Origin of the sequence: Pseudomonas laurylsulfativorans (assembly GCF_002906155.1) — a bacterium.
In the GTDB taxonomy this organism is placed as follows: domain Bacteria; phylum Pseudomonadota; class Gammaproteobacteria; order Pseudomonadales; family Pseudomonadaceae; genus Aquipseudomonas; species Aquipseudomonas laurylsulfativorans.
The window spans coordinates 547,605-565,164 of the sequence record NZ_MUJK01000003.1 but is presented as its reverse complement, the minus strand read 5'-3'; the positions used below and the strand labels follow the sequence as shown (position 1 = coordinate 565,164).

The 17,560-nt window shown below is 56.3% G+C and carries 18 protein-coding genes, 1 tRNA gene and 1 pseudogene; 8 read left to right on the top strand and 12 right to left on the bottom strand.

Annotated features, from left to right (window positions below):
- Window positions 1-27 precede the first annotated feature (27 nt).
- Together B0D71_RS13050 and B0D71_RS13045 are read right to left on the bottom strand one after the other, a co-directional pair.
- Complete coding sequence (locus B0D71_RS13050) at window positions 28-999, bottom strand: sugar ABC transporter substrate-binding protein (protein WP_103395112.1); 972 nt, start codon at window positions 997-999, stop codon at window positions 28-30.
- A 193-nt stretch (window positions 1,000-1,192) separates the two neighbouring features.
- Entirely contained in the window at window positions 1,193-1,654 is a 462-nt protein-coding gene (locus tag B0D71_RS13045) for a hypothetical protein (protein WP_103395111.1), read from the bottom strand.
- Between the two features lie 351 nt (window positions 1,655-2,005).
- On the opposite strand from B0D71_RS13045, the gene B0D71_RS13040 reads away from it, so the two are divergent.
- From B0D71_RS13040 to B0D71_RS13030, 3 genes are all read left to right on the top strand, one after another.
- Window positions 2,006-3,094 carry an asparaginase gene (locus tag B0D71_RS13040; RefSeq protein ID WP_103395110.1) on the top strand — a complete coding sequence of 363 codons (1,089 nt, stop codon included), beginning with the start codon at window positions 2,006-2,008 and terminating at the stop codon, window positions 3,092-3,094.
- A gap of 180 nt (window positions 3,095-3,274) precedes the next feature.
- Window positions 3,275-3,544 carry a DUF1654 domain-containing protein gene (locus B0D71_RS13035; protein ID WP_103395109.1) on the top strand — a complete coding sequence of 90 codons (270 nt, stop codon included), beginning with the start codon at window positions 3,275-3,277 and terminating at the stop codon, window positions 3,542-3,544.
- A 4-nt stretch (window positions 3,545-3,548) separates the two neighbouring features.
- Complete coding sequence (locus tag B0D71_RS13030) at window positions 3,549-4,238, top strand: endonuclease (RefSeq protein WP_103395108.1); 690 nt, start codon at window positions 3,549-3,551, stop codon at window positions 4,236-4,238.
- An 88-nt stretch (window positions 4,239-4,326) separates the two neighbouring features.
- Here B0D71_RS13030 and B0D71_RS13025 read toward each other — a convergent pair whose 3' ends face one another.
- Window positions 4,327-4,692, bottom strand: coding sequence for an SPOR domain-containing protein (locus tag B0D71_RS13025; RefSeq protein WP_103395107.1), 366 nt, complete (start codon window positions 4,690-4,692; stop codon window positions 4,327-4,329).
- 250 nt (window positions 4,693-4,942) lie between these two features.
- Here B0D71_RS13025 and csrA point away from each other — a divergent pair, with 250 nt between their 5' ends.
- Window positions 4,943-5,134 carry a carbon storage regulator CsrA gene (gene csrA / locus B0D71_RS13020; RefSeq protein WP_007975691.1) on the top strand — a complete coding sequence of 64 codons (192 nt, stop codon included), beginning with the start codon at window positions 4,943-4,945 and terminating at the stop codon, window positions 5,132-5,134.
- Window positions 5,135-5,306: 172 nt separating this feature from the next.
- Here csrA and B0D71_RS13015 read toward each other — a convergent pair whose 3' ends face one another.
- Window positions 5,307-5,762 (bottom strand): DUF2214 family protein, encoded by a 456-nt coding sequence (locus B0D71_RS13015; protein ID WP_103395106.1) that lies wholly within the window; start codon window positions 5,760-5,762, stop codon window positions 5,307-5,309.
- A 203-nt stretch (window positions 5,763-5,965) separates the two neighbouring features.
- Here B0D71_RS13015 and B0D71_RS13010 point away from each other — a divergent pair, with 203 nt between their 5' ends.
- Entirely contained in the window at window positions 5,966-6,718 is a 753-nt protein-coding gene (locus tag B0D71_RS13010; RefSeq protein ID WP_103395105.1) for a carbonic anhydrase, read from the top strand.
- 129 nt (window positions 6,719-6,847) lie between these two features.
- Here B0D71_RS13010 and B0D71_RS13005 read toward each other — a convergent pair.
- Window positions 6,848-7,174, bottom strand: a pseudogene (locus tag B0D71_RS13005) (group II intron maturase-specific domain-containing protein); the annotation flags it as partial.
- A gap of 351 nt (window positions 7,175-7,525) precedes the next feature.
- The gene (locus B0D71_RS12995; RefSeq protein ID WP_103395104.1) at window positions 7,526-7,720 is read right to left on the bottom strand and encodes a hypothetical protein; all 195 of its coding nucleotides are present in this window, start codon (window positions 7,718-7,720) and stop codon (window positions 7,526-7,528) included.
- A 251-nt stretch (window positions 7,721-7,971) separates the two neighbouring features.
- Here B0D71_RS12995 and B0D71_RS12990 point away from each other — a divergent pair, with 251 nt between their 5' ends.
- Window positions 7,972-8,178, top strand: coding sequence for a hypothetical protein (locus tag B0D71_RS12990; RefSeq protein WP_103395103.1), 207 nt, complete (start codon window positions 7,972-7,974; stop codon window positions 8,176-8,178).
- A 219-nt stretch (window positions 8,179-8,397) separates the two neighbouring features.
- On the opposite strand, the gene B0D71_RS12985 is transcribed toward B0D71_RS12990, so the two are convergent.
- The 3 genes from B0D71_RS12985 to B0D71_RS12965 all read right to left on the bottom strand — a co-directional run bounded on the left by B0D71_RS12985 (window position 8,398) and on the right by B0D71_RS12965 (window position 13,030).
- A complete protein-coding gene (locus B0D71_RS12985) occupies window positions 8,398-9,054 on the bottom strand; it encodes a serine protease (RefSeq protein WP_240635692.1) in 657 nt (218 codons plus the stop codon).
- 738 nt (window positions 9,055-9,792) lie between these two features.
- Window positions 9,793-12,018, bottom strand: a complete 2,226-nt coding sequence (locus tag B0D71_RS32095) for a calcium-binding protein (protein WP_108724262.1) — start codon at window positions 12,016-12,018, stop codon at window positions 9,793-9,795.
- A 601-nt stretch (window positions 12,019-12,619) separates the two neighbouring features.
- The gene (locus B0D71_RS12965; protein WP_103395101.1) at window positions 12,620-13,030 is read right to left on the bottom strand and encodes a DNA-binding transcriptional response regulator; all 411 of its coding nucleotides are present in this window, start codon (window positions 13,028-13,030) and stop codon (window positions 12,620-12,622) included.
- Window positions 13,031-13,032: 2 nt separating this feature from the next.
- Between B0D71_RS12965 and B0D71_RS31225 the strand changes: the two genes are divergently transcribed.
- Window positions 13,033-13,536 carry a hypothetical protein gene (locus B0D71_RS31225; RefSeq protein WP_133160932.1) on the top strand — a complete coding sequence of 168 codons (504 nt, stop codon included), beginning with the start codon at window positions 13,033-13,035 and terminating at the stop codon, window positions 13,534-13,536.
- 84 nt (window positions 13,537-13,620) lie between these two features.
- Here the strand turns inward: B0D71_RS31225 and B0D71_RS12955 are convergent.
- Window positions 13,621-13,697: transfer RNA gene (locus B0D71_RS12955), tRNA-Val, on the bottom strand.
- A 184-nt stretch (window positions 13,698-13,881) separates the two neighbouring features.
- Here B0D71_RS12955 and B0D71_RS12950 point away from each other — a divergent pair.
- Complete coding sequence (locus B0D71_RS12950) at window positions 13,882-15,165, top strand: NAD(P)/FAD-dependent oxidoreductase (protein ID WP_103395099.1); 1,284 nt, start codon at window positions 13,882-13,884, stop codon at window positions 15,163-15,165.
- A 181-nt stretch (window positions 15,166-15,346) separates the two neighbouring features.
- On the opposite strand, the gene B0D71_RS12945 is transcribed toward B0D71_RS12950, so the two are convergent.
- Both B0D71_RS12945 and B0D71_RS12940 read right to left on the bottom strand, forming a co-directional pair.
- On the bottom strand, window positions 15,347-16,318 hold the full coding sequence (locus B0D71_RS12945; protein WP_103395098.1) for an XdhC family protein: 972 nt from the start codon (window positions 16,316-16,318) through the stop codon (window positions 15,347-15,349).
- Window position 16,319: 1 nt separating this feature from the next.
- The gene (locus B0D71_RS12940; protein WP_103395097.1) at window positions 16,320-17,558 is read right to left on the bottom strand and encodes a cytochrome c; all 1,239 of its coding nucleotides are present in this window, start codon (window positions 17,556-17,558) and stop codon (window positions 16,320-16,322) included.
- Window positions 17,559-17,560 lie beyond the last annotated feature (2 nt).

Here is a 17,560-nt window from a genome sequence, read left to right as displayed (position 1 = left end):
GACGAGCGCCGTTGCGTCGCCAGAAGGTTACTGGGTGACCGGCTCTTTGGTGATCAACTCTACCGGCGTTTCGATCACGCCATTGACGCCGCCGTCGACCTTCTCGCCCTTGAGAATTTTCAATGCCGTCTCGATGCCGAACACAGCTTGCTTGGCCGCAAACTGGTCCGCCGTGGCCAGCACGCGACCATCCTTGAGCATTGGCTGGATGGCGTTGATGTTGTCGTAGCCGACCACCTGCACCTTGCCGGCCTTGCCCGCGGCGCGCACCGCAGACACCGCACCGACCGCCATGCTGTCGTTGCCGGCCAACAGGGCCTTGGTTTGCGGGTATTCACTGAGAATCGACGCGGCTACCTTGTTACCCTTATCGATTTCCCAGTCACCGGATTGCAGGGACACGACCTTGATCTGCGCCGCTTCCATCGCATCCTTGAAACCCGCGGTGCGCTGCTGGGCATTGGTGGTGGTGGACACGCCTTCGATGATGCCGACTTCATCACCGGCCTTCAGTTGTTTGGCCAGGTAGTCGCCCACCAGCCGCGCGCCCTTGCGGTTGTCCGGGCCTACGAACGGAACATTGATGTTTTTGCTTTTGACAACGGCGGGGTCCAGCTGGTTGTCGATGTTGATCACGGTGATACCGGCATCGATGGCCTTCTTGATCACCGGCACCATGGCTTTGGAGTCTGCTGGCGCAATCACCAGTGCATTGACCTTGGCCAGGATCATCTGCTCGACGATCCGCGTCTGGCCGGCGGTGTCGGTTTCATCCTTGATGCCGTTGGAAATCAGGTCGAATTCGCCGGAGTGATCTTTCTGATAGGCCTTGGCACCGTCTTCCATGGTCAGGAAGAACTCGTTGGCCAGGGATTTCATGACCAGGGCGACTTTCGGTTTTTCAGTGGTTTCAGCGAAGGCCGAAGAGACAGGCAACGCAGCGGATGCGGCAGCCAGCATAGCGACAGCGAGAAGACGTCCAGCGAATGGCAGCTTCATGGGTTCACTCCGATCTTATGATTATTGTGAGCAACGCTTGCGCTGGCGTAAGCTTCACGCCCAACCGTAATGGAATGCCATTTTTATTGGGCGCGCAAACGTTTGCGTGAACCAAACTATGCGAACCCTGCCGGTATTTGTCAACGACCTGAAAAGTGCTTGCAGAGATGTTCAGCGAAAAACGGCATTCATTTCATGCCGTGGTGTTGACCACCGATCCCGTGCCAGAAGCCCTGTTCAGCTCTTTGATTAGACTCGCGCTCACTTGCAGGATGGCGCCGTTGGTTTCGGCAATCTGCATCTGAATGGCTGATACCGCGGTGGTCTGGGCTTCCGGACTCGGGTAGGACGCTGCCTGGGCCTGCGCCAATTGCTGCTGTTGCTCACGCAGTTGCTGTTGCAGTTCCTTCAGACGCTTGAGCAGGGCCCTCACCGTCACGCTGGTGTTATCGCTCGTTTCCGACTCGACCTGTGCGCCAGCACTCTCTCCCAAGCCTGCCGGACCGGTTTTAACCTGGGTGCCGTCGCCCTCCCTTACACCCAACGCTTTGGCAGCCGCATCCTCTGTTGCATCGCCCAAAGCGCGAATGGCCTCCGCAGGCTTCCCCCCGATGGCGATGCCCGCGGCATTCGGCAAGCCAATTGATAACGACATGTGAACTCCTGCAGAAAAAGCTCCCTTGAGGGAGCATCGACCGACGCACGCTTTTCTTTAGTCGTTAATGACGGTTTGACGCGTTTAAATCCTAAACAGGACAGCCATCCGTTTCGGAGAGCCGAACGCAAAAGACAAACATGTTCGGCAATCCGGACGCCGGACCCGAAGCCGCCTCCGACCACAAACTAAAATACCTTTATAAATCATTATGTTAGTTGTGTTTTTAGATTCAGAGTGCTCTTGGTACAGATCCTGCTCTTCTCCTCGCACCTCCGGCGTTCAGATTCGCCCGGGGCGCATCTAGATGAACCTGCATCTGCACCGTCTCACAACTAGAAGAGAAAAATAATGACATCTGCACTCAAGACCTTCGTTCCGGGCGCCTTGGCCCTGCTGTTGCTTCTACCCACTGCCCTTCAGGCCAAAGAAGCCGAAACCCAACAGAAACTGGCCAACGTGGTGATCCTCGCCACCGGCGGCACCATTGCCGGCGCAGGGGCCAGCGCCGCCAACAGCGCGACCTATCAAGCGGCGAAAGTCGGCATTGAACAACTGATCGCAGGCGTTCCAGAACTGAGCCAACTGGCTAACGTTCGCGGCGAACAGGTCATGCAAATCGCCTCCGAAAGCATCACCAACGAAAACCTGCTGCAACTGGGCCGCCGCGTAGCCGAACTGGCCGACAGCAAAGACGTCGATGGCATCGTGATTACTCACGGCACCGACACCCTGGAAGAAACAGCCTACTTCCTGAACCTGGTGGAAAAAACCGATAAGCCGATCATCGTTGTGGGCTCCATGCGCCCGGGCACGGCGATGTCCGCCGATGGCATGCTCAACCTGTACAACGCGGTGGCCGTGGCCAGCAGCAAAGATGCGCGGGGCAAAGGCGTACTGGTGACCATGAATGATGAAATCCAGTCGGGTCGCGACGTCAGCAAAATGATCAACATCAAAACCGAAGCGTTTAAAAGCGCCTGGGGCCCGCTGGGCATGGTGGTAGAAGGCAAATCCTACTGGTTCCGTTTGCCAGCCAAGCGCCACACCATGGATTCCGAATTCGACATCAAGACCATCAAGAGCCTGCCTGACGTCGAGATCGCCTACTCCTACGGCAACGTCAGCGATACCGCCTACAAGGCCCTCGCTCAATCAGGCGCCAAAGCCATCATCCACGCCGGCACCGGCAATGGCTCGGTATCGTCGCGGGTAGTCCCTGCCCTGCAAGCCCTGCACAAGGATGGCGTGCAGATCATTCGCTCCTCCCATGTCAACGCTGGCGGCTTTGTATTGCGCAACGCCGAACAGCCTGACGATAAATACGACTGGGTCGTGGCCCACGATCTGAATCCGCAAAAGGCGCGGATCCTGGCGATGGTCGCACTGACCAAAACCAATGACAGCAAAGAGCTGCAGCGGATGTTCTGGGAATACTGATACGCCCTCGCCCGACCGATCCGGTCGGGCACCCCGTGCGCCACTCGCCAGTCCTGGCGAGTGGCGCCGCTCGATCTGACAAAAAAACTTCCTTCCCCTTACGCCAAATAGAGCAAACCGCTGTCAGAGGATTCTCTTGAATTTTAAGCAGTTGCGAAATGGCCTACAGTTAAATACTGTATGCACGTACAGCTTAATAAGGATAACTCCGTGGACACCACCTCAGCCTCTCCTGACACCTATGTACGCATGGGCCTGCGCGTTCAGAAAATCATCAACTCCCCCACTGCACAAAAGGCCAGGGCAGCACTGATCTTCCGCCTTCCTGATGAGCCGGTGGATGATTGGGAACGCTTGCTGGAAGAAATCGACGAGAACGACAACGTCACCCTCGCCTATCGCGACGATGGCGGCGTGCAGATTTTCTGGGTTGTGCCGAAGGAAGATTGAGTCGATGAGTGCCCGCTGGTTTGCTTTGTTGTTTTTGTTTTTTGTCATGGGCGCGCAAGCCGATGCTCCGCGCACCTTCACCGAAGCGAAAACGGTCGCGTGGAAGCTCTATGCCCCCCAGTCCACCGAGTTTTACTGCGGCTGCAAGTACACCGGCAACCGGGTGAACCTGGCCGCCTGCGGTTATGTGCCACGTAAAAATGCCAAGCGCGCATCCCGCATCGAGTGGGAGCATATCGTTCCGGCCTGGCAGATCGGCCATCAACGTCAGTGCTGGCAGGAGGGCGGTCGCAAGAACTGCACCCGCTACGATCCGGTTTATCAGAAGGCCGAAGCTGATTTGCACAACCTGGTGCCCAGCATTGGCGAGGTCAATGGCGATCGCAGCAACTTCAGTTTCGGTTGGCTGCCCGAACAATCGGGACAGTATGGTTCGTGCCTCACCCAGATCGACTTCAAGGCCAAGAAAGTCATGCCCCGCCCTTCCATTCGCGGCATGATCGCCCGGACCTACTTCTATATGAGCAAGCAGTATGGCTTGCGCCTGTCGAAACAGGATCGGCAACTGTACGAAGCCTGGGACAAAACCTATCCGGTCCAGGCCTGGGAACGCCAACGCAACCAGAGCGTGGGGTGCGTCATGGGGCGCGGCAACGAGTTCGTCGGCCCGGTAGACATGAAGGCCTGCGGCTGAATCCAGAACAGAACACCTGAAACGACGAAGGCCCCGCGGCTAAACACCCGAGGCCTTTTTGTTTCTTCAACGTTCGCACTACCGAACGTTATTGAACGACCGGTCGTTCAAGCACCAGCAGTTCGATGTTCTGTTTCTTCGCGCGAGTGAGCGCCGCACGGACTTCATCCTGTTTGGCTTCCGCCTCGGCTTTCGAATTGAACGGACCCATCAAGATTCGTGTTTTGCCATTTTCCTTGACGATACTGGACATGAAACTGTGCTCGATCAGCCAGCCACTCAAATCGCTAACCGCCTGAGGGGTTTCACCTCGCACTTCAAGATCCCATTGCGGGCCGGACACCGGTGCGGGCACGGCGGCCATGGCCGGTTTAGGCTTCGGCGCATCCACGCTGTTGCCCTCACCACATCCCGCCAGTGCCAATATCGCGAATACCAAGACCATTTTGCGCACGGCGCTTCCCTCTAAATGCTTAAAGCGGGGATTTTAACATCCATGAATACTTCACGAGTGCCGTAAAATGGGCTCAAAACAACGAGAATCATGGTTGCGGCCTCTGTATAGTTACGCCTTGGGAATTAATGCCGCATCTGCGCGTCAGAAAGAGGCACCCAAACTCTGAGACTTCGCACTAATCTATACATACCACCGACCTCTGCACTGTCCGAATCAGGTGCCCCACATAGCAATCAAGGAGAAGACCATGCTGATACTCACCCGCAAAGTCGGTGAAAGCATAAATATCGGTGATGACATTACGATCACCATCCTGGGCGTAAGCGGCCAGCAAGTCAGGATCGGCATCAACGCCCCGAAGGACGTTGCAGTGCATCGTGAAGAAATTTATCAGCGTATTCAGGCCGGCCTGACCGCTCCGGAAAAGCCGCAATCCTGAATCCTGCTGCAGTCAGTAGCCAGCCCGTTCAGTCTGGAACCACGGCTGGCTAAAGATTCAGCATCGCCCCCCCCCTGCAAACCTCAAGGGGTTCGATACTAGCGGCAAGCTCAATGCCCTGGTTATCAGACTTTTCCGGTTTATCCCAAGGAAGGATGCGTTCGCTGCGTGATCAACCAAACATCACGCCACGCGCCATTCCAGTCGCCGCCACCACCATCAACAGCACCAACATCGCCTCGACATGACTGATCCGTGCAAACAGCTTCGCATGGGCGGCATCGACAGGCACTTTACGGGCAAGCGCTATCCGCCATTTGATCAGCGTCACCATTGGCGCAATCTCCAGCAGCAGGATCAGGACGAACAGCGTCATCTTCAAATGGAACAGCGGCTGATGGAGGTAATAGTCGGAGCCTTTCTCGTACCCGCCAAAGGCGCGCATCCCCCCGCTGATCAGCAAAACGACAGCTGAAATACCCCAGACATTGTCCGCCATCAATACACTGCGCACTTCGGCGGCCCCATCGGCCAGACGCCGAAATCCCGTGCCCCGAACCAGTACCGCCCAAAGTCCCAAGGCCAATGCCAGAAGATGAACCGCCGCCAGAAACCAGTGAGTGAGCATCGAGAAACTCCTGCCATGTCGAATTTGTGTGAGCCAGTCAGTAGTAGCCCATGAAATGGCAGCTTGCACGGCACCTGCGGACAATGTCCGGTACACAATATGACAGACCAACTAGACTCCACTGCGCTGGTTTTGAGCGTCCGTGGCAACACCAGCCCCAACCGCAACTCACTCTCACCGCATTGAACTGAGTAAACAAAATCATGTGTAAATCATGTGATTCAAGCTCTGCTTCAAACACAACAGGTCGTCGTCGTTTTCTTCAATTTGCCGGATTGAGCGCAGGCGCCCTGCTGCTGACCGGCACGCTGCCCGGCAAGATCATCCAGGCAGCCGAAAAAGCGACAGCCCCACCAAAACCACAAAATGTAATCAGTCCCGATATGGCGTTGAAAAGACTGATGGAGGGCAATGAGCGATATGTAAGCGGCACTTCCACGACTCATGATTTCAAGGCTGAGCGAGAGGCCCTGGTGTCCGGTCAAAATCCGTTCGTGGCAGTACTGAGTTGCTCTGACTCGCGGATCGCCCCGGAATATGCGTTTGATACCGCGCGAGGCGATCTTTTCTCCATCCGCGTCGCGGGCAACTTCGTGACCCCGGAAGGCCTGGCCAGTCTTGAATACGGGGTTGCCGTGCTTGGCGCACCGCTGATTCTCGTACTCGGTCATGAGAGCTGCGGCGCCATCGAGGCCGGTATCAAGGCCGTCAAGGATCAGACGATTTTCCCCGGCCATATCCCGAAACTGACCGACGCACTCAAGTCGGCTATCGAGACAGTGCTGAAGCAACCCGGGAGCCTGATGGAAAACGCTACCGCGCAGAACGTCAAAAATTCTGTCAACAGCCTGAAACAGGCTTCACCCTTGCTGACCGATGCTCAGAGCAAGGGCATGCTGAAAATCGTGGGAGGTATCTATCGCCTGGCGAGCGGCAAGGTAGAGCTGATCGCTTGAACCGCAACACACACATCACCCGCATCGGAGCACAACTCCGCATCGGCATAGGGGACGGCCTTCACAGGCCGTTCCCCTGCCACACCACCCGGCATGCGGGTCCGCACCGGGCGGTTCGAGAGATTGAGGTCAGGAGAGACGCGGTAAACCCGTTCTGTCGAACCACGCTATATCGAGCACTCGGTTGAGTTCAAGAGCGCTATTGCGCCACCAGCAGCGAGAGTTTCCCGCCACTTTGCGAGCAGTAACCTCACTTGCACCCAACCTGCGTAGCTCTCGATAGATCGTTGGACTGCGCCGCCATTGCTTGAGTTGGATTGCTCGTAGTCGGTGTCGTAACCATTCGTCCAGCTCACGCCAGATTCTGGGGGTTTACGACAAGCCGAAATATCCCTTCCAGCCCAGCATGTAGGGCCTTAATCGGTCGACAACTTGTTGCAAGCTGCGGCCACCTCTGCTGACTTCTCGCTCCGGCTTGCACCGTCACCCTTTCAGGCACGAGGCGAGATCGCCCCAGGTAAGAACGCAATCCTTCCCCGCACAACCGCCGGATTTACGTTGCCGCCCGTTGACCACAAGAGCTTCGCAGTTACATGCCCGCTCGCCCTGGTCGGCATCGCCTTGTATCCGGTTCTTGTACATCGGCTCACGGTTTCGCTCCACGCTTGCTCCCCACACTCGGTCGCCCTCATGCAGTTGCGCTTCACTTCGTTCGCTGTGGTCAGCTCACGGCGGGACTTTCACCCACAAGATCGCGCCCATGCTGGGCGCACATGCAAAGAGCCCAGCGCGATGGCTGGGCTCTGGTTACTTCCGGTTTTCCATCATTTTGTCGGCCAGGGCTCTGGCCCTCTCGATCAACAGGTTTTGCCTGTCTTCGTGCGTAGCACCACCCACAACCGGGGCTGTCAGATTGCTTTCGGCAATCAATGCAGCGCAGAAGTAATGATCCCAAACAGCCTTGTCCACTGATGCCTGCTGACTGATTTGATCGACGTTCATAGGCGGCTCCTTTCAATGAGGCAGCCCCACTAGTTTACGCCTGAATGGCAAAGAATCCGGAGCATCATCCACCGTTGTCCGCCATTCGTCGCCTGCGAAAACACTACGAGGAATTCAACCGCCCCCGTGGCTTGAGGATTGCAGAGATCGCGCTTAGCAGCGCCGGAACGACAAAGTTCTGACGCGACAGCCAATCAATCAATGCTTAAGGACTCCAGCGATACGCTTGGTCAGTCACCGGGAGATGTAACGTGTCAACGCTCAACGAAATCGCAATGAATCACGCGAGAATGGCTAAGGAAAAGGCAGCAGAGTCGACCGAACTGAGCGAGCGACACCTCCAGATTGTAGGAAGCTTCGAGGTACCGTCCATTGATGCACAACAGAACATCCCAATGCACCTGATCGCTGGAGCACAAGATGGCCACCATGGCCTTGCGGCGACCTTTGCCCTTTGACGGGTATTGAGGGAGGCGACGACCTGAACGATTTACTCGGCAATCACGGATTGCCCGGCATCCATTCAGCAATCGTCGCGCCTTTATGACCCAACTCAACAACGCATGAATGTCGGCGATGTAACGCACTGTAAAAAACTCAATGCAACAAGAAGGGCCCACCTTTCGATGAGCCCCTCCAGACCGAGCATAAGCGCCTTTCAAGCCAATGAAACCACCCTACATCGCGGTATACCTCGTGCCACGCGGATCGTTAAGCTTTGCCTGCAACAGACTCCACTCACGCTGAATGATTGAGTAAGGGACAAAGATACTGATTCTCTCAGCGCCCTTTACGCCCGGGTGATAGCTCACATCGTGCAGTGTGGTGGAGTAGAAACCCATATTGATGCCGACAACACTTCCGTCACTGGCAATGACTGGCCCCCCCGACATTCCCTTGACCGTCGGGGCATCATGGATGGCATAGAGATCGCCGCTGCTTTCATCGGTATTGATGAAAGGCGCTGGATAAACCTTGCCTTTCCCGGTGACAGTCGTCAGGTACGGACTCGCCCCCACGGCAGTTATGTTCTCGCCCACACGCGGTGCGCGCCATGACGGGTAGTGGCCGTTGGCCTTGTGCTGGATAAAGACGAGGTCGCAGCCTGTGCTGCAGCTGTATTTCACATCAGGGATGAACGGAGTGTGGCGAGTGGTGACGGCGTAGTCCTCGTTCCATTGCACGGCCGAGGCCATATATAAATACGGAAACGGAAAGCCTGAGTAGACTACAAAGTAAGAATTGTTACCAGGCCCCGACAAGTCGGGTTTTACAATTCCGTTGCATCCTGCAATGACTGCTCCTATTACAAAGTAGGCCATGATCTTGATCATGATGTATCACCGACTTAACAGGGAGTATGCGATTGTTTTTTTGTTGTTATCAGTCTTTTGTGGGCCTGTAGTTCTCTTCACCGCCTTACCTAGCTGCACACAATATTATTTATGGCTGAGATTGTAATAGAGCGTATGAACTAATTCTGCTAAGACCAATCGCTTTTTGATCCATCCCATCAAACACAAATATTTGGCGCCTGAAAAGTGGCAGTATTGAGAACAAAAAAAATGAGCCTCTATTGGCTCATTAATTAATGATGACAAAAATCACCTCCGCTATTTATGTACACCAGCACCTAATCCTTCTTGGTTTTTTTCCGAAATTTTTGATTTAAATAATAAAATGCGACGAACACCACTACTATCAAGAATAATACTCTCCAACTACTATTGAGTTACTTTCTGACCACTATGTAAAGAGGATGAGCAGCTAAATAAAATTCATGGCACATCCTTGAAGGATACGTGATGGCCCAGCTTCAAGGCCTCAGTGGCGCCCCTCATCCAAGTCGGCGCCTTTGGCATGGTGGCGTCGCATTAGTGCGAGACGCCAGACTACTGAGATCTGGCCATTCAGGCTTTCACCGCGGGCCTCACCCCATAGTTTCCGGCGAGAACTACGTAGCGACTCAACGGGAACTCATCGAGAACAGAAGCGCAACCTTCAGAACCTTGATGAAATTGTCAGGGTCGTTTAGAACCTTGGTTCGATGAGGGGCTATTTGCCCCCCACGCTCAAAGTATGAAGTCCGAAGTCGAGAGGCTCGTGACGCCGGTGATCTGAATAGCGAACTCGGCGGTGTTGTCCGCATCCGTGTTGCCGTAGAGCACGCCATTCGCAACCTTCAATTGCCCGGCAGCAGTAAAGGCGGCCGTGCTACCGATGACCGCGTTAAAGGCGTCATTGCCGCTCGTGGCAGTGTTGGCATCCAGCGTCGACAGGTCAATCTTGTCGCTACCGCGCACGAAGTCGCTGATGACATCCCAGGTAGTGCTGGTCAGCCCCGTCTCGTTGAGGGCGTTGAAGTCGAAAATATCGCTGCCAGCGCCGCCGATGAGGGTGTCCTTGCCTAATCCGCCCATTAACACGTTGGCTGCCGCATCGCCTTTCAGAGTATCGGCGTAGCTGGATCCGGTGAGATTTTCGATGTAGAGGAGGCGATCGACACCTGCACCGAGTGTATTCTGGGAGGCAGTTGTAATGTTCAGGTCGACTTTGACCGCAGAAGCTGCCCCCTCGTAGGTAGCCGTGTCCACGCCGCCACCCCCATTTATGGTGTCATTGCCAGCCGCACCACGCAGGGTGTCATTACCAAGTCCACCACTGAGTGTATCGTCACCGCTGCCTCCATCGAGGCTGTTGTTATAGGCATTGCCCACCAGGCGATCGTTCGCGTAACCACCAATAACGTTTTCGATATTGAGAATTCGATCATCCTCGTAACGGGATGCCAGGACACGCTGCTCGCCCGTGAGGTTGAGATTGACGTTGAGCGCCAATCCCTCTTCTGCGTAGGACAGGGTATCGATGCCCTCACCACCATCCAGAAAGTCGTCGCCAAGACTGCTGATCAGCAAGTCATTACCGGTGCCGCCCGATAATACGTCGTCTCCCAGTCCGCCATTCAGAGTATCGTTACCGACGCCCCCCTTGAGGATGTCATAGTTGTCGCCACCATCGAGCTTGTCGTCGCCAATGCCGCCCTCTAGCGTGTCGTTACCATTGCCACCGAACAAACTATCGTCACCGCTGCCACCCACCAGTAGGTCGTAACCATTGCCCCCCTCCAGGGTGTCAGCGCCGCCTTCACCGAACAGGCGGTCGCTGGACGAGGAGCCAACTAGACGGTTGTTGCCAAGGCCACCGAACAAGTCGCTTCTGCCGGTGGCGAACTGATTAGAGTTGGCCGTGCTCGTATTGAGGAGCAGGTTGGTCGTTGTCAGGTTGGCGACCGATACTCCCGTGAGCGCCAGCTCAGCCGAGTAGCCGCCGCTCCAATTTGTGATGACATCGCCACCTTTGTTGTCCACCGTCTCAACCAAGCGCTTGAGGCTATCGATATCACTGATCCCGAACGTGCGGACATCGAGCTTGTCCTGCTCCGCGAGACTGAAATCGATGACTCGGGTCGAGTCGTAGTAATTGCTCCCCCGCTGGGCGATGAATACGTCGCTACCAGCTCCGCCGATGAGCTCATCGCTCCCGGTGCCACCGTTCAGGATATCGTTGCCACTACCGCCTTCGAGCACATCTCCATCGGCACCACCGTTCAGGGTATCGTTGCCGGCACCACCGACCAAAAGGTCATTCCCATTCATGCCGAAGAGAGTGTCATTGCCGCTTTCGCCAAAAAGGCGGTCGCTGGATGAGGAACCTGTAAGCCTGTCATTACCCAACCCGCCGAACAGGTCGCTCTTTGAGGTTGCGGTCAGAATATCGTCTTTGACGGTCGTATTGAGAAGCACATTGGACGCGTCCAACTCCTCGACCCCGGTGGCCCAAAGATTGTTCAGCGTGGTCGTCGAATAATAACCGTTAGTATTGATTGTTAATAAAAGTTTGTCATAGTAATCGACTTCAAACAGGCGATTAAGCGTCTCGATGTCGGAGATGCCAGCCTGACGAAGATCCAGCCGATCTGCGGATACGTCAAAATCCGTGATGGTTTGCTCTATATAATTGGCTCCACGATTTATGACGAAAGTATCTGCCCCTGCGCCGCCTGTAAGGACGTTATTACTGCTAGTGCCAGCGTCCAGGGTATCGTTGCCGTTGCCGCCATACAGGTCGTCCGCCCCACTGCCACCATAGATCGTATCGTTACCATCATCGCCATAAATGGTATCGTCACCATTTTCGCCATAAATCACTTCGGCGATGTTGCGGCCATAAATTATATCGTAGCCGGTGGTTCCATAGATGGTGGACCCGATTACCGTCTTTCCATTAACTGTTGCCACTTAGACTCTCCTGTCTTTACTGCTAAAAAAGCGACTTCTGCCACAGGCTAAACTCCAAGCAGTAACTCGAGGCGCAACCCATCCTCATACATGCTCATGTCAAACTCTTGCTTAGTTTAAAAGATGGCTGATGGCAAGTTGGGGCGTAAGTCGACCCGACTTCCACATTGGTTTTGGAAAATAAAATGCCCCGTACGTTGGTGCCGTAGGGGCTTTTTGACGCCATTCCACTACACCTGACTACCCTGACCTCATTGCTCAGAATGGATCAGCAGCAATTTTTCGGCTGTTACTCTTCATGCGGCCCCTATGCCGAGATAATATCAAAACGATATCACCGAGAGTATGGACTCTGTCAAGTGGATTAAACATGGAGGATAGGAAGCGTTCAGCATCGCTGATACGTAAATCGGTCAACCTTCTGGCCACACGAAATACTCCATAATTCTTGAGCTCCACTCCCTCCTTGGAGGTTCACTTTAACAATTTTCAACGCCCGAAATGGGGCGCCAGCCTCCTATAGCCAAGAGTTGCAATCGGCTGTGGCTTCAACCGGTCGACACAACAGATTGGCCTAATCATTCAGCGGGCGTTTCGTAGTTTAGTGTTTTTTGAGGGGGCGATCAGGCTGAAGTAGGTTTACTACTGCCATCACCAGATCATCACTAGACCAGGGCTTAGTCAGATACGTAGTTGAGTAGGGCACTACTGAGGCATCCAGCAAGCAACCGGAGGTGAGAATCGTAGCGGTAGCGGGCCATTTCGCCTTCACCATCTTTATGAATTCCGCACCTTGGAGTTGACCTCGCAAATCTTGATCCACGATCACCAGTGGGCAACCGTCCGGCATGCTCCGTAGGTAGATCAAAGCGTCATCGGCAGAATCGAAGTCCACGGAAGGGACACCGATCTCGTTTAAGATACCGACTACCAATTTGCGAATTGCTGGGTCGCCCTCAACAACGGCCGCCCATCCCAATACCAGCGATAGCTTTCCCCATTCTCTGGACACGCATGGCTCCTTTATCGGGTTCGAACTCCGAAATAGGCAGAGATAACGCGTCCAGTGTAGGTGCTTTCTACGCGGCACAACGGATCCAATCGACGGCGAAACCCATAGCAAAACAGAAGGGATCGGCATGCATTGCGATCAGCCACAGTTCAGAAATGTTCGCACCAACCGAGAAACGCTTCGTCGTTTTGCAGGAAGATGAAGGGCTTTCTGTCGCCCTCGTCATACTCATTTATCGTCAGTGCATAGATGCTGGAGCCGACTCCCGCTCCCTGATCTGTTCGCATGGTCGCTACGGCCTTGTAGCTATTCTCAGTCGATCCGTAGTCAATGACTTGCGGGTCGGTGACGTAAGAATTTTTCAGGGCGCCCGCCATCAATCCAGTCCGCCTTTCTACGGTGAACTGTTTGCCGATGAAGATTCGGTTTATCAGTTTCTCTTTTACAGCAAACGTGATTTCACAGCGTTCAAATTGCCCAGTGTGAACGAAGCCTATAAATTGTGAATGTTCTGAAGAAATCGAAGACAACAAAAAAGGGCCCACCTTTCGGTGGGCCCTTCTAGACCGCCCAGCAGAGCGGATTTTGTTTGGTAGGCGCGATTGGACTCGAACCAACGACCCCCACCATGTCAAGGTGGTGCTCTAACCAACTGAGCTACGTGCCTGCTGTGAGGCGGCATTCTACGGAATTCCGGAGGGGTGTCAACACCTTTTTTCGCGCTAACCCTATGAATATGCAAAATATTTAATTTTGCCGGTGCAAATAAGATTTTCCGGGTGGCTGGCGAGCCATTTTCAACTCGGGTAGGATCAACGCACTCGTAAAATATATTAAACAGAGGCTGCCGGATGGCTAATACTCCCTACCCCGAGTCCTACTACGCCGCATCGGCCAATGCGGTTCCGCCGCGCCCGGCGTTGCAGGATGACGTCGAGACCGATGTCTGTGTGATTGGCGCCGGTTATACGGGGCTGTCCTCTGCCCTGTTCTTGCTGGAGAACGGCTTCAAGGTCACGGTGCTCGAAGCCGCCAGGGTGGGTTTCGGGGCGTCCGGGCGTAATGGCGGGCAGATCGTTAACAGCTATAGCCGCGACATCGATGTCATCGAGCGCACCGTTGGCCCCAAACAAGCCCAGTTGCTGGGACAGATGGCCTTTGAAGGTGGCCGGATCATTCGTGAGCGGGTCGCCAAGTACAACATCCAGTGCGATCTGAAGGACGGTGGCGTGTTCGCCGCCATGACCGCCAAGCAGATGGGTCATCTGGAGTCGCAGAAGCGCCTGTGGGAGCGATTCGGTCATACCCAGCTCGAGTTGATGGATCAACGCCGCATCCGCGAAGTCGTTGCGTGCGATCAATATGTCGGCGGCATGCTCGACATGAGTGGCGGCCACATTCATCCGCTCAACCTGGCGCTGGGTGAAGCCGCGGCGGTCGAATCCCTGGGCGGGACGATCTATGAACAGTCGCCGGCCGTACGTATCGAGCGCGGTGCCAATCCGGTCGTGCACACGCCGCAAGGCAAGGTCAGGGCCAAATTCATCATCGTCGCCGGCAACGCTTATCTGGGCAATCTGGTGCCGGAGCTGGCCGCCAAGTCGATGCCTTGCGGCACTCAAGTGATTACCACCGAGCCACTGGGCGAAGAACTGGCCAAGACCCTGCTGCCTCAGGATTACTGCGTCGAAGACTGCAATTACCTGCTCGACTACTACCGCCTCAGCGGAGACAAGCGCCTGATCTTCGGTGGTGGCGTGGTGTACGGTGCGCGGGATCCGGCGAACATCGAAGCGATCATTCGACCGAAGATGCTCAAGGCATTCCCGCAGCTCAAGGACGTGAAGATCGATTTCGCCTGGACCGGCAACTTCCTGCTGACCCTGTCGCGCCTGCCCCAGGTCGGGCGGCTGGGCGACAACATCTACTACTCCCAGGGCTGCAGCGGCCATGGCGTGACCTACACGCACCTGGCGGGCAAAGTGCTGGCCGAAGCCCTACGCGGCCAGGCCGAGCGTTTTGACGCTTTTGCCGACCTGCCCCACTACCCGTTTCCCGGAGGACAAATGTTGCGTACGCCGTTCGCGGCGCTGGGTGCCTGGTACTACGGATTGCGCGACAAGTTCGGCATGTGACCGACAGATGCAAAAAGGGCCACCATGCATGTGACCCACTGTAGGAGCGAGCTTGCTCGCGATGGACTCAAGAGCGCTGCGCTTAGTCAGTAAACTCGCGGCATCGTTAACGACCATCGCGAGCAAGCTCGCTCCTACAGTGGGTCACGCACAGGGTGGCCCTTTTTTGTTCAGCGGTGTTTTACAACCGGTCCCGAGCGATACCGCTTCGAATCCGCAGGATATCGGCCAATACCGCCAGAGCGATTTCCGCTGGCGTCTTGCTGCCCAGGTTCAGCCCGATCGGCGCGTGAATCCGCCCCAACTCGACATCCCCCAGACCACCGATGCGCCGCAAGCGCTCGAAGCGCTTTTGCGAGGTCTGCATGGAGCCCATCACGCCGATATAGAACGCCTCGGTGCGCACCGCCTCCATCATCGCCAAGTCATCGATACGTGGATCGTGGGTCAACGCCACCACCGCGGTATCGCTGTGACAACCACCATCGGCGATGAACACCGACGGCAGCTGACGACGAATCTCTACGTTTTCCAGCACGACGCCTTCCAGCACTTCGTCCCGCGGGTCACACAGAATCACCTCGAAGCCCAGGCCCACTGCAAACTCCGCACAGGCCTGAGCGACACTGGAGTACCCGGCCAGCAGCAAGCGCTGGGCCGCGCCAACGCGCACACGCACCCGGTCGATTTCACGCTCGATACGCACACCCTGCTCACGATCATCGAACAGACTGCGCGCACCGCTCTGCAGATCGACTTCACGGATCAACCGACGCCGGCCCAACAGTGCCGACTCCAGCTCCCGAAGATGCGCTTGTACGTCACATTCGGCATCCAGCCTCTCGACCAGCACATCGAGCACCCCGCCGCATGGCAGGCTGACGCGCGAGCGCGGATCGTCACCTTCGCCGTAACGAACAACGCTGACCGGTTCCAGAAACGCGCCCTCGGCGACTCGCTCGAGAAAGTCTTCCTCGACACAGCCACCGGACAGCGAACCAATCCATTGCCCTCCAGCGTTCACCGCCAGCAGCGAACCCGGTGCGCGCGGCGCCGAGCCGTAAGTGGCCAGCACCGTACACAGCCAGATGCGCTGACCGGCCGCCGACCACTCCAGCGCCCGGCGCACCACTTGCAGATCCAAATGCTGCATATCAGTGGGCCTTGTGCTCGAGCGGCGGCGCATCGGCCCGCAACTTTTGCACGTCATTCACAGCCAGATCATTCGGCTGACCGCCCCAGCCCTGACGCAGGTAGTTCAGCAGATCCGTGAGTTGCTCGTCGCTCAACTTCTTGGCGAACCCTGGCATCGGCTGCATGTGCTCGAACCCGGAGAACTTCTGCTCACCGATCCCGTCGTCGATGACCCGTACCAGGTTGCGTGGATCTTCCAGACGCAGCGTGGTGTTGCCGCGCATGGCCACGGCGATGTGCGGCTTGCCTTCGCCACCTGGCGCGTGGCAACCGGCGCAGACATTCAAATATTCCTGACGGCCGCGCTGGGCACTTGGGCTCAGTTTGTCCAACGGCACTTCAGTGAGCACTTTCGCCGCGGGTGGCTGATCGCCGAGCAGGAAAGTCGCCATCGCCGCCAGATCCGGATCGCTGAGACCCTGGGTGCTGTTGTGGAACACCGGGAACATCTCGTTGAACATCGTGCCTTGGGCGCTCATCCCGTGCTTGAGGAACGAGCTCAGGTCCTGATGATTCCAGCCACGGGCCGCCAGGTCAGTGGCCAGCAGGCTCGGCGCCAGATAACCATTGAGAATGCCACCGGTCATGCGTTTGTCCTGCTGCATCGCACCGGGCAAGCCGCGTGGTGTGTGGCACTCGCCACAGTGACCCAGCACGTCGACCATGTACTGGCCGCGCTTCCAGGCTTCGCTCTTACCCTCGGCAGGCTCCAGCTTCACGTCCTTGCCGTACATCATGTTCCAGCCCATCAGGCCCAGGCGCACGTTGAACGGGAAGCTCAGGCTGGTGACCGGCGCCGCACGCTCGATTGGCTCGACGGTTTTCAGGTAGGCATGAATCGCGTCGGAATCTGCTCGCGGCATCAGGTGATACGAGGTGTAGGGCATCGCCGGATACAGGTTCGCGCCATCACGGCGCTTGCCTTCGGTCAGCGCGGCGAAGAACTCGTCATCGCTGTACAGGCCGATGCCGTGCTCTTTGCTCGGGGTAATGTTGGTGCCGTAGATCGTGCCGAACGGCGACACGATCGGCAGACCGCCCGCATAGGGCGCGCCACCCGGCGCGGTGTGGCAGGCCATGCAGTCGGCAGCGCGGGCGAGGTATTCGCCTTGCTTGACCTGCGCATCATCCGCGTGAACCGCCACCACAGGCGCAGCCAGACCAACCGCCAACGCCAGGCGGCTAAGTAGAAGCTTCATGC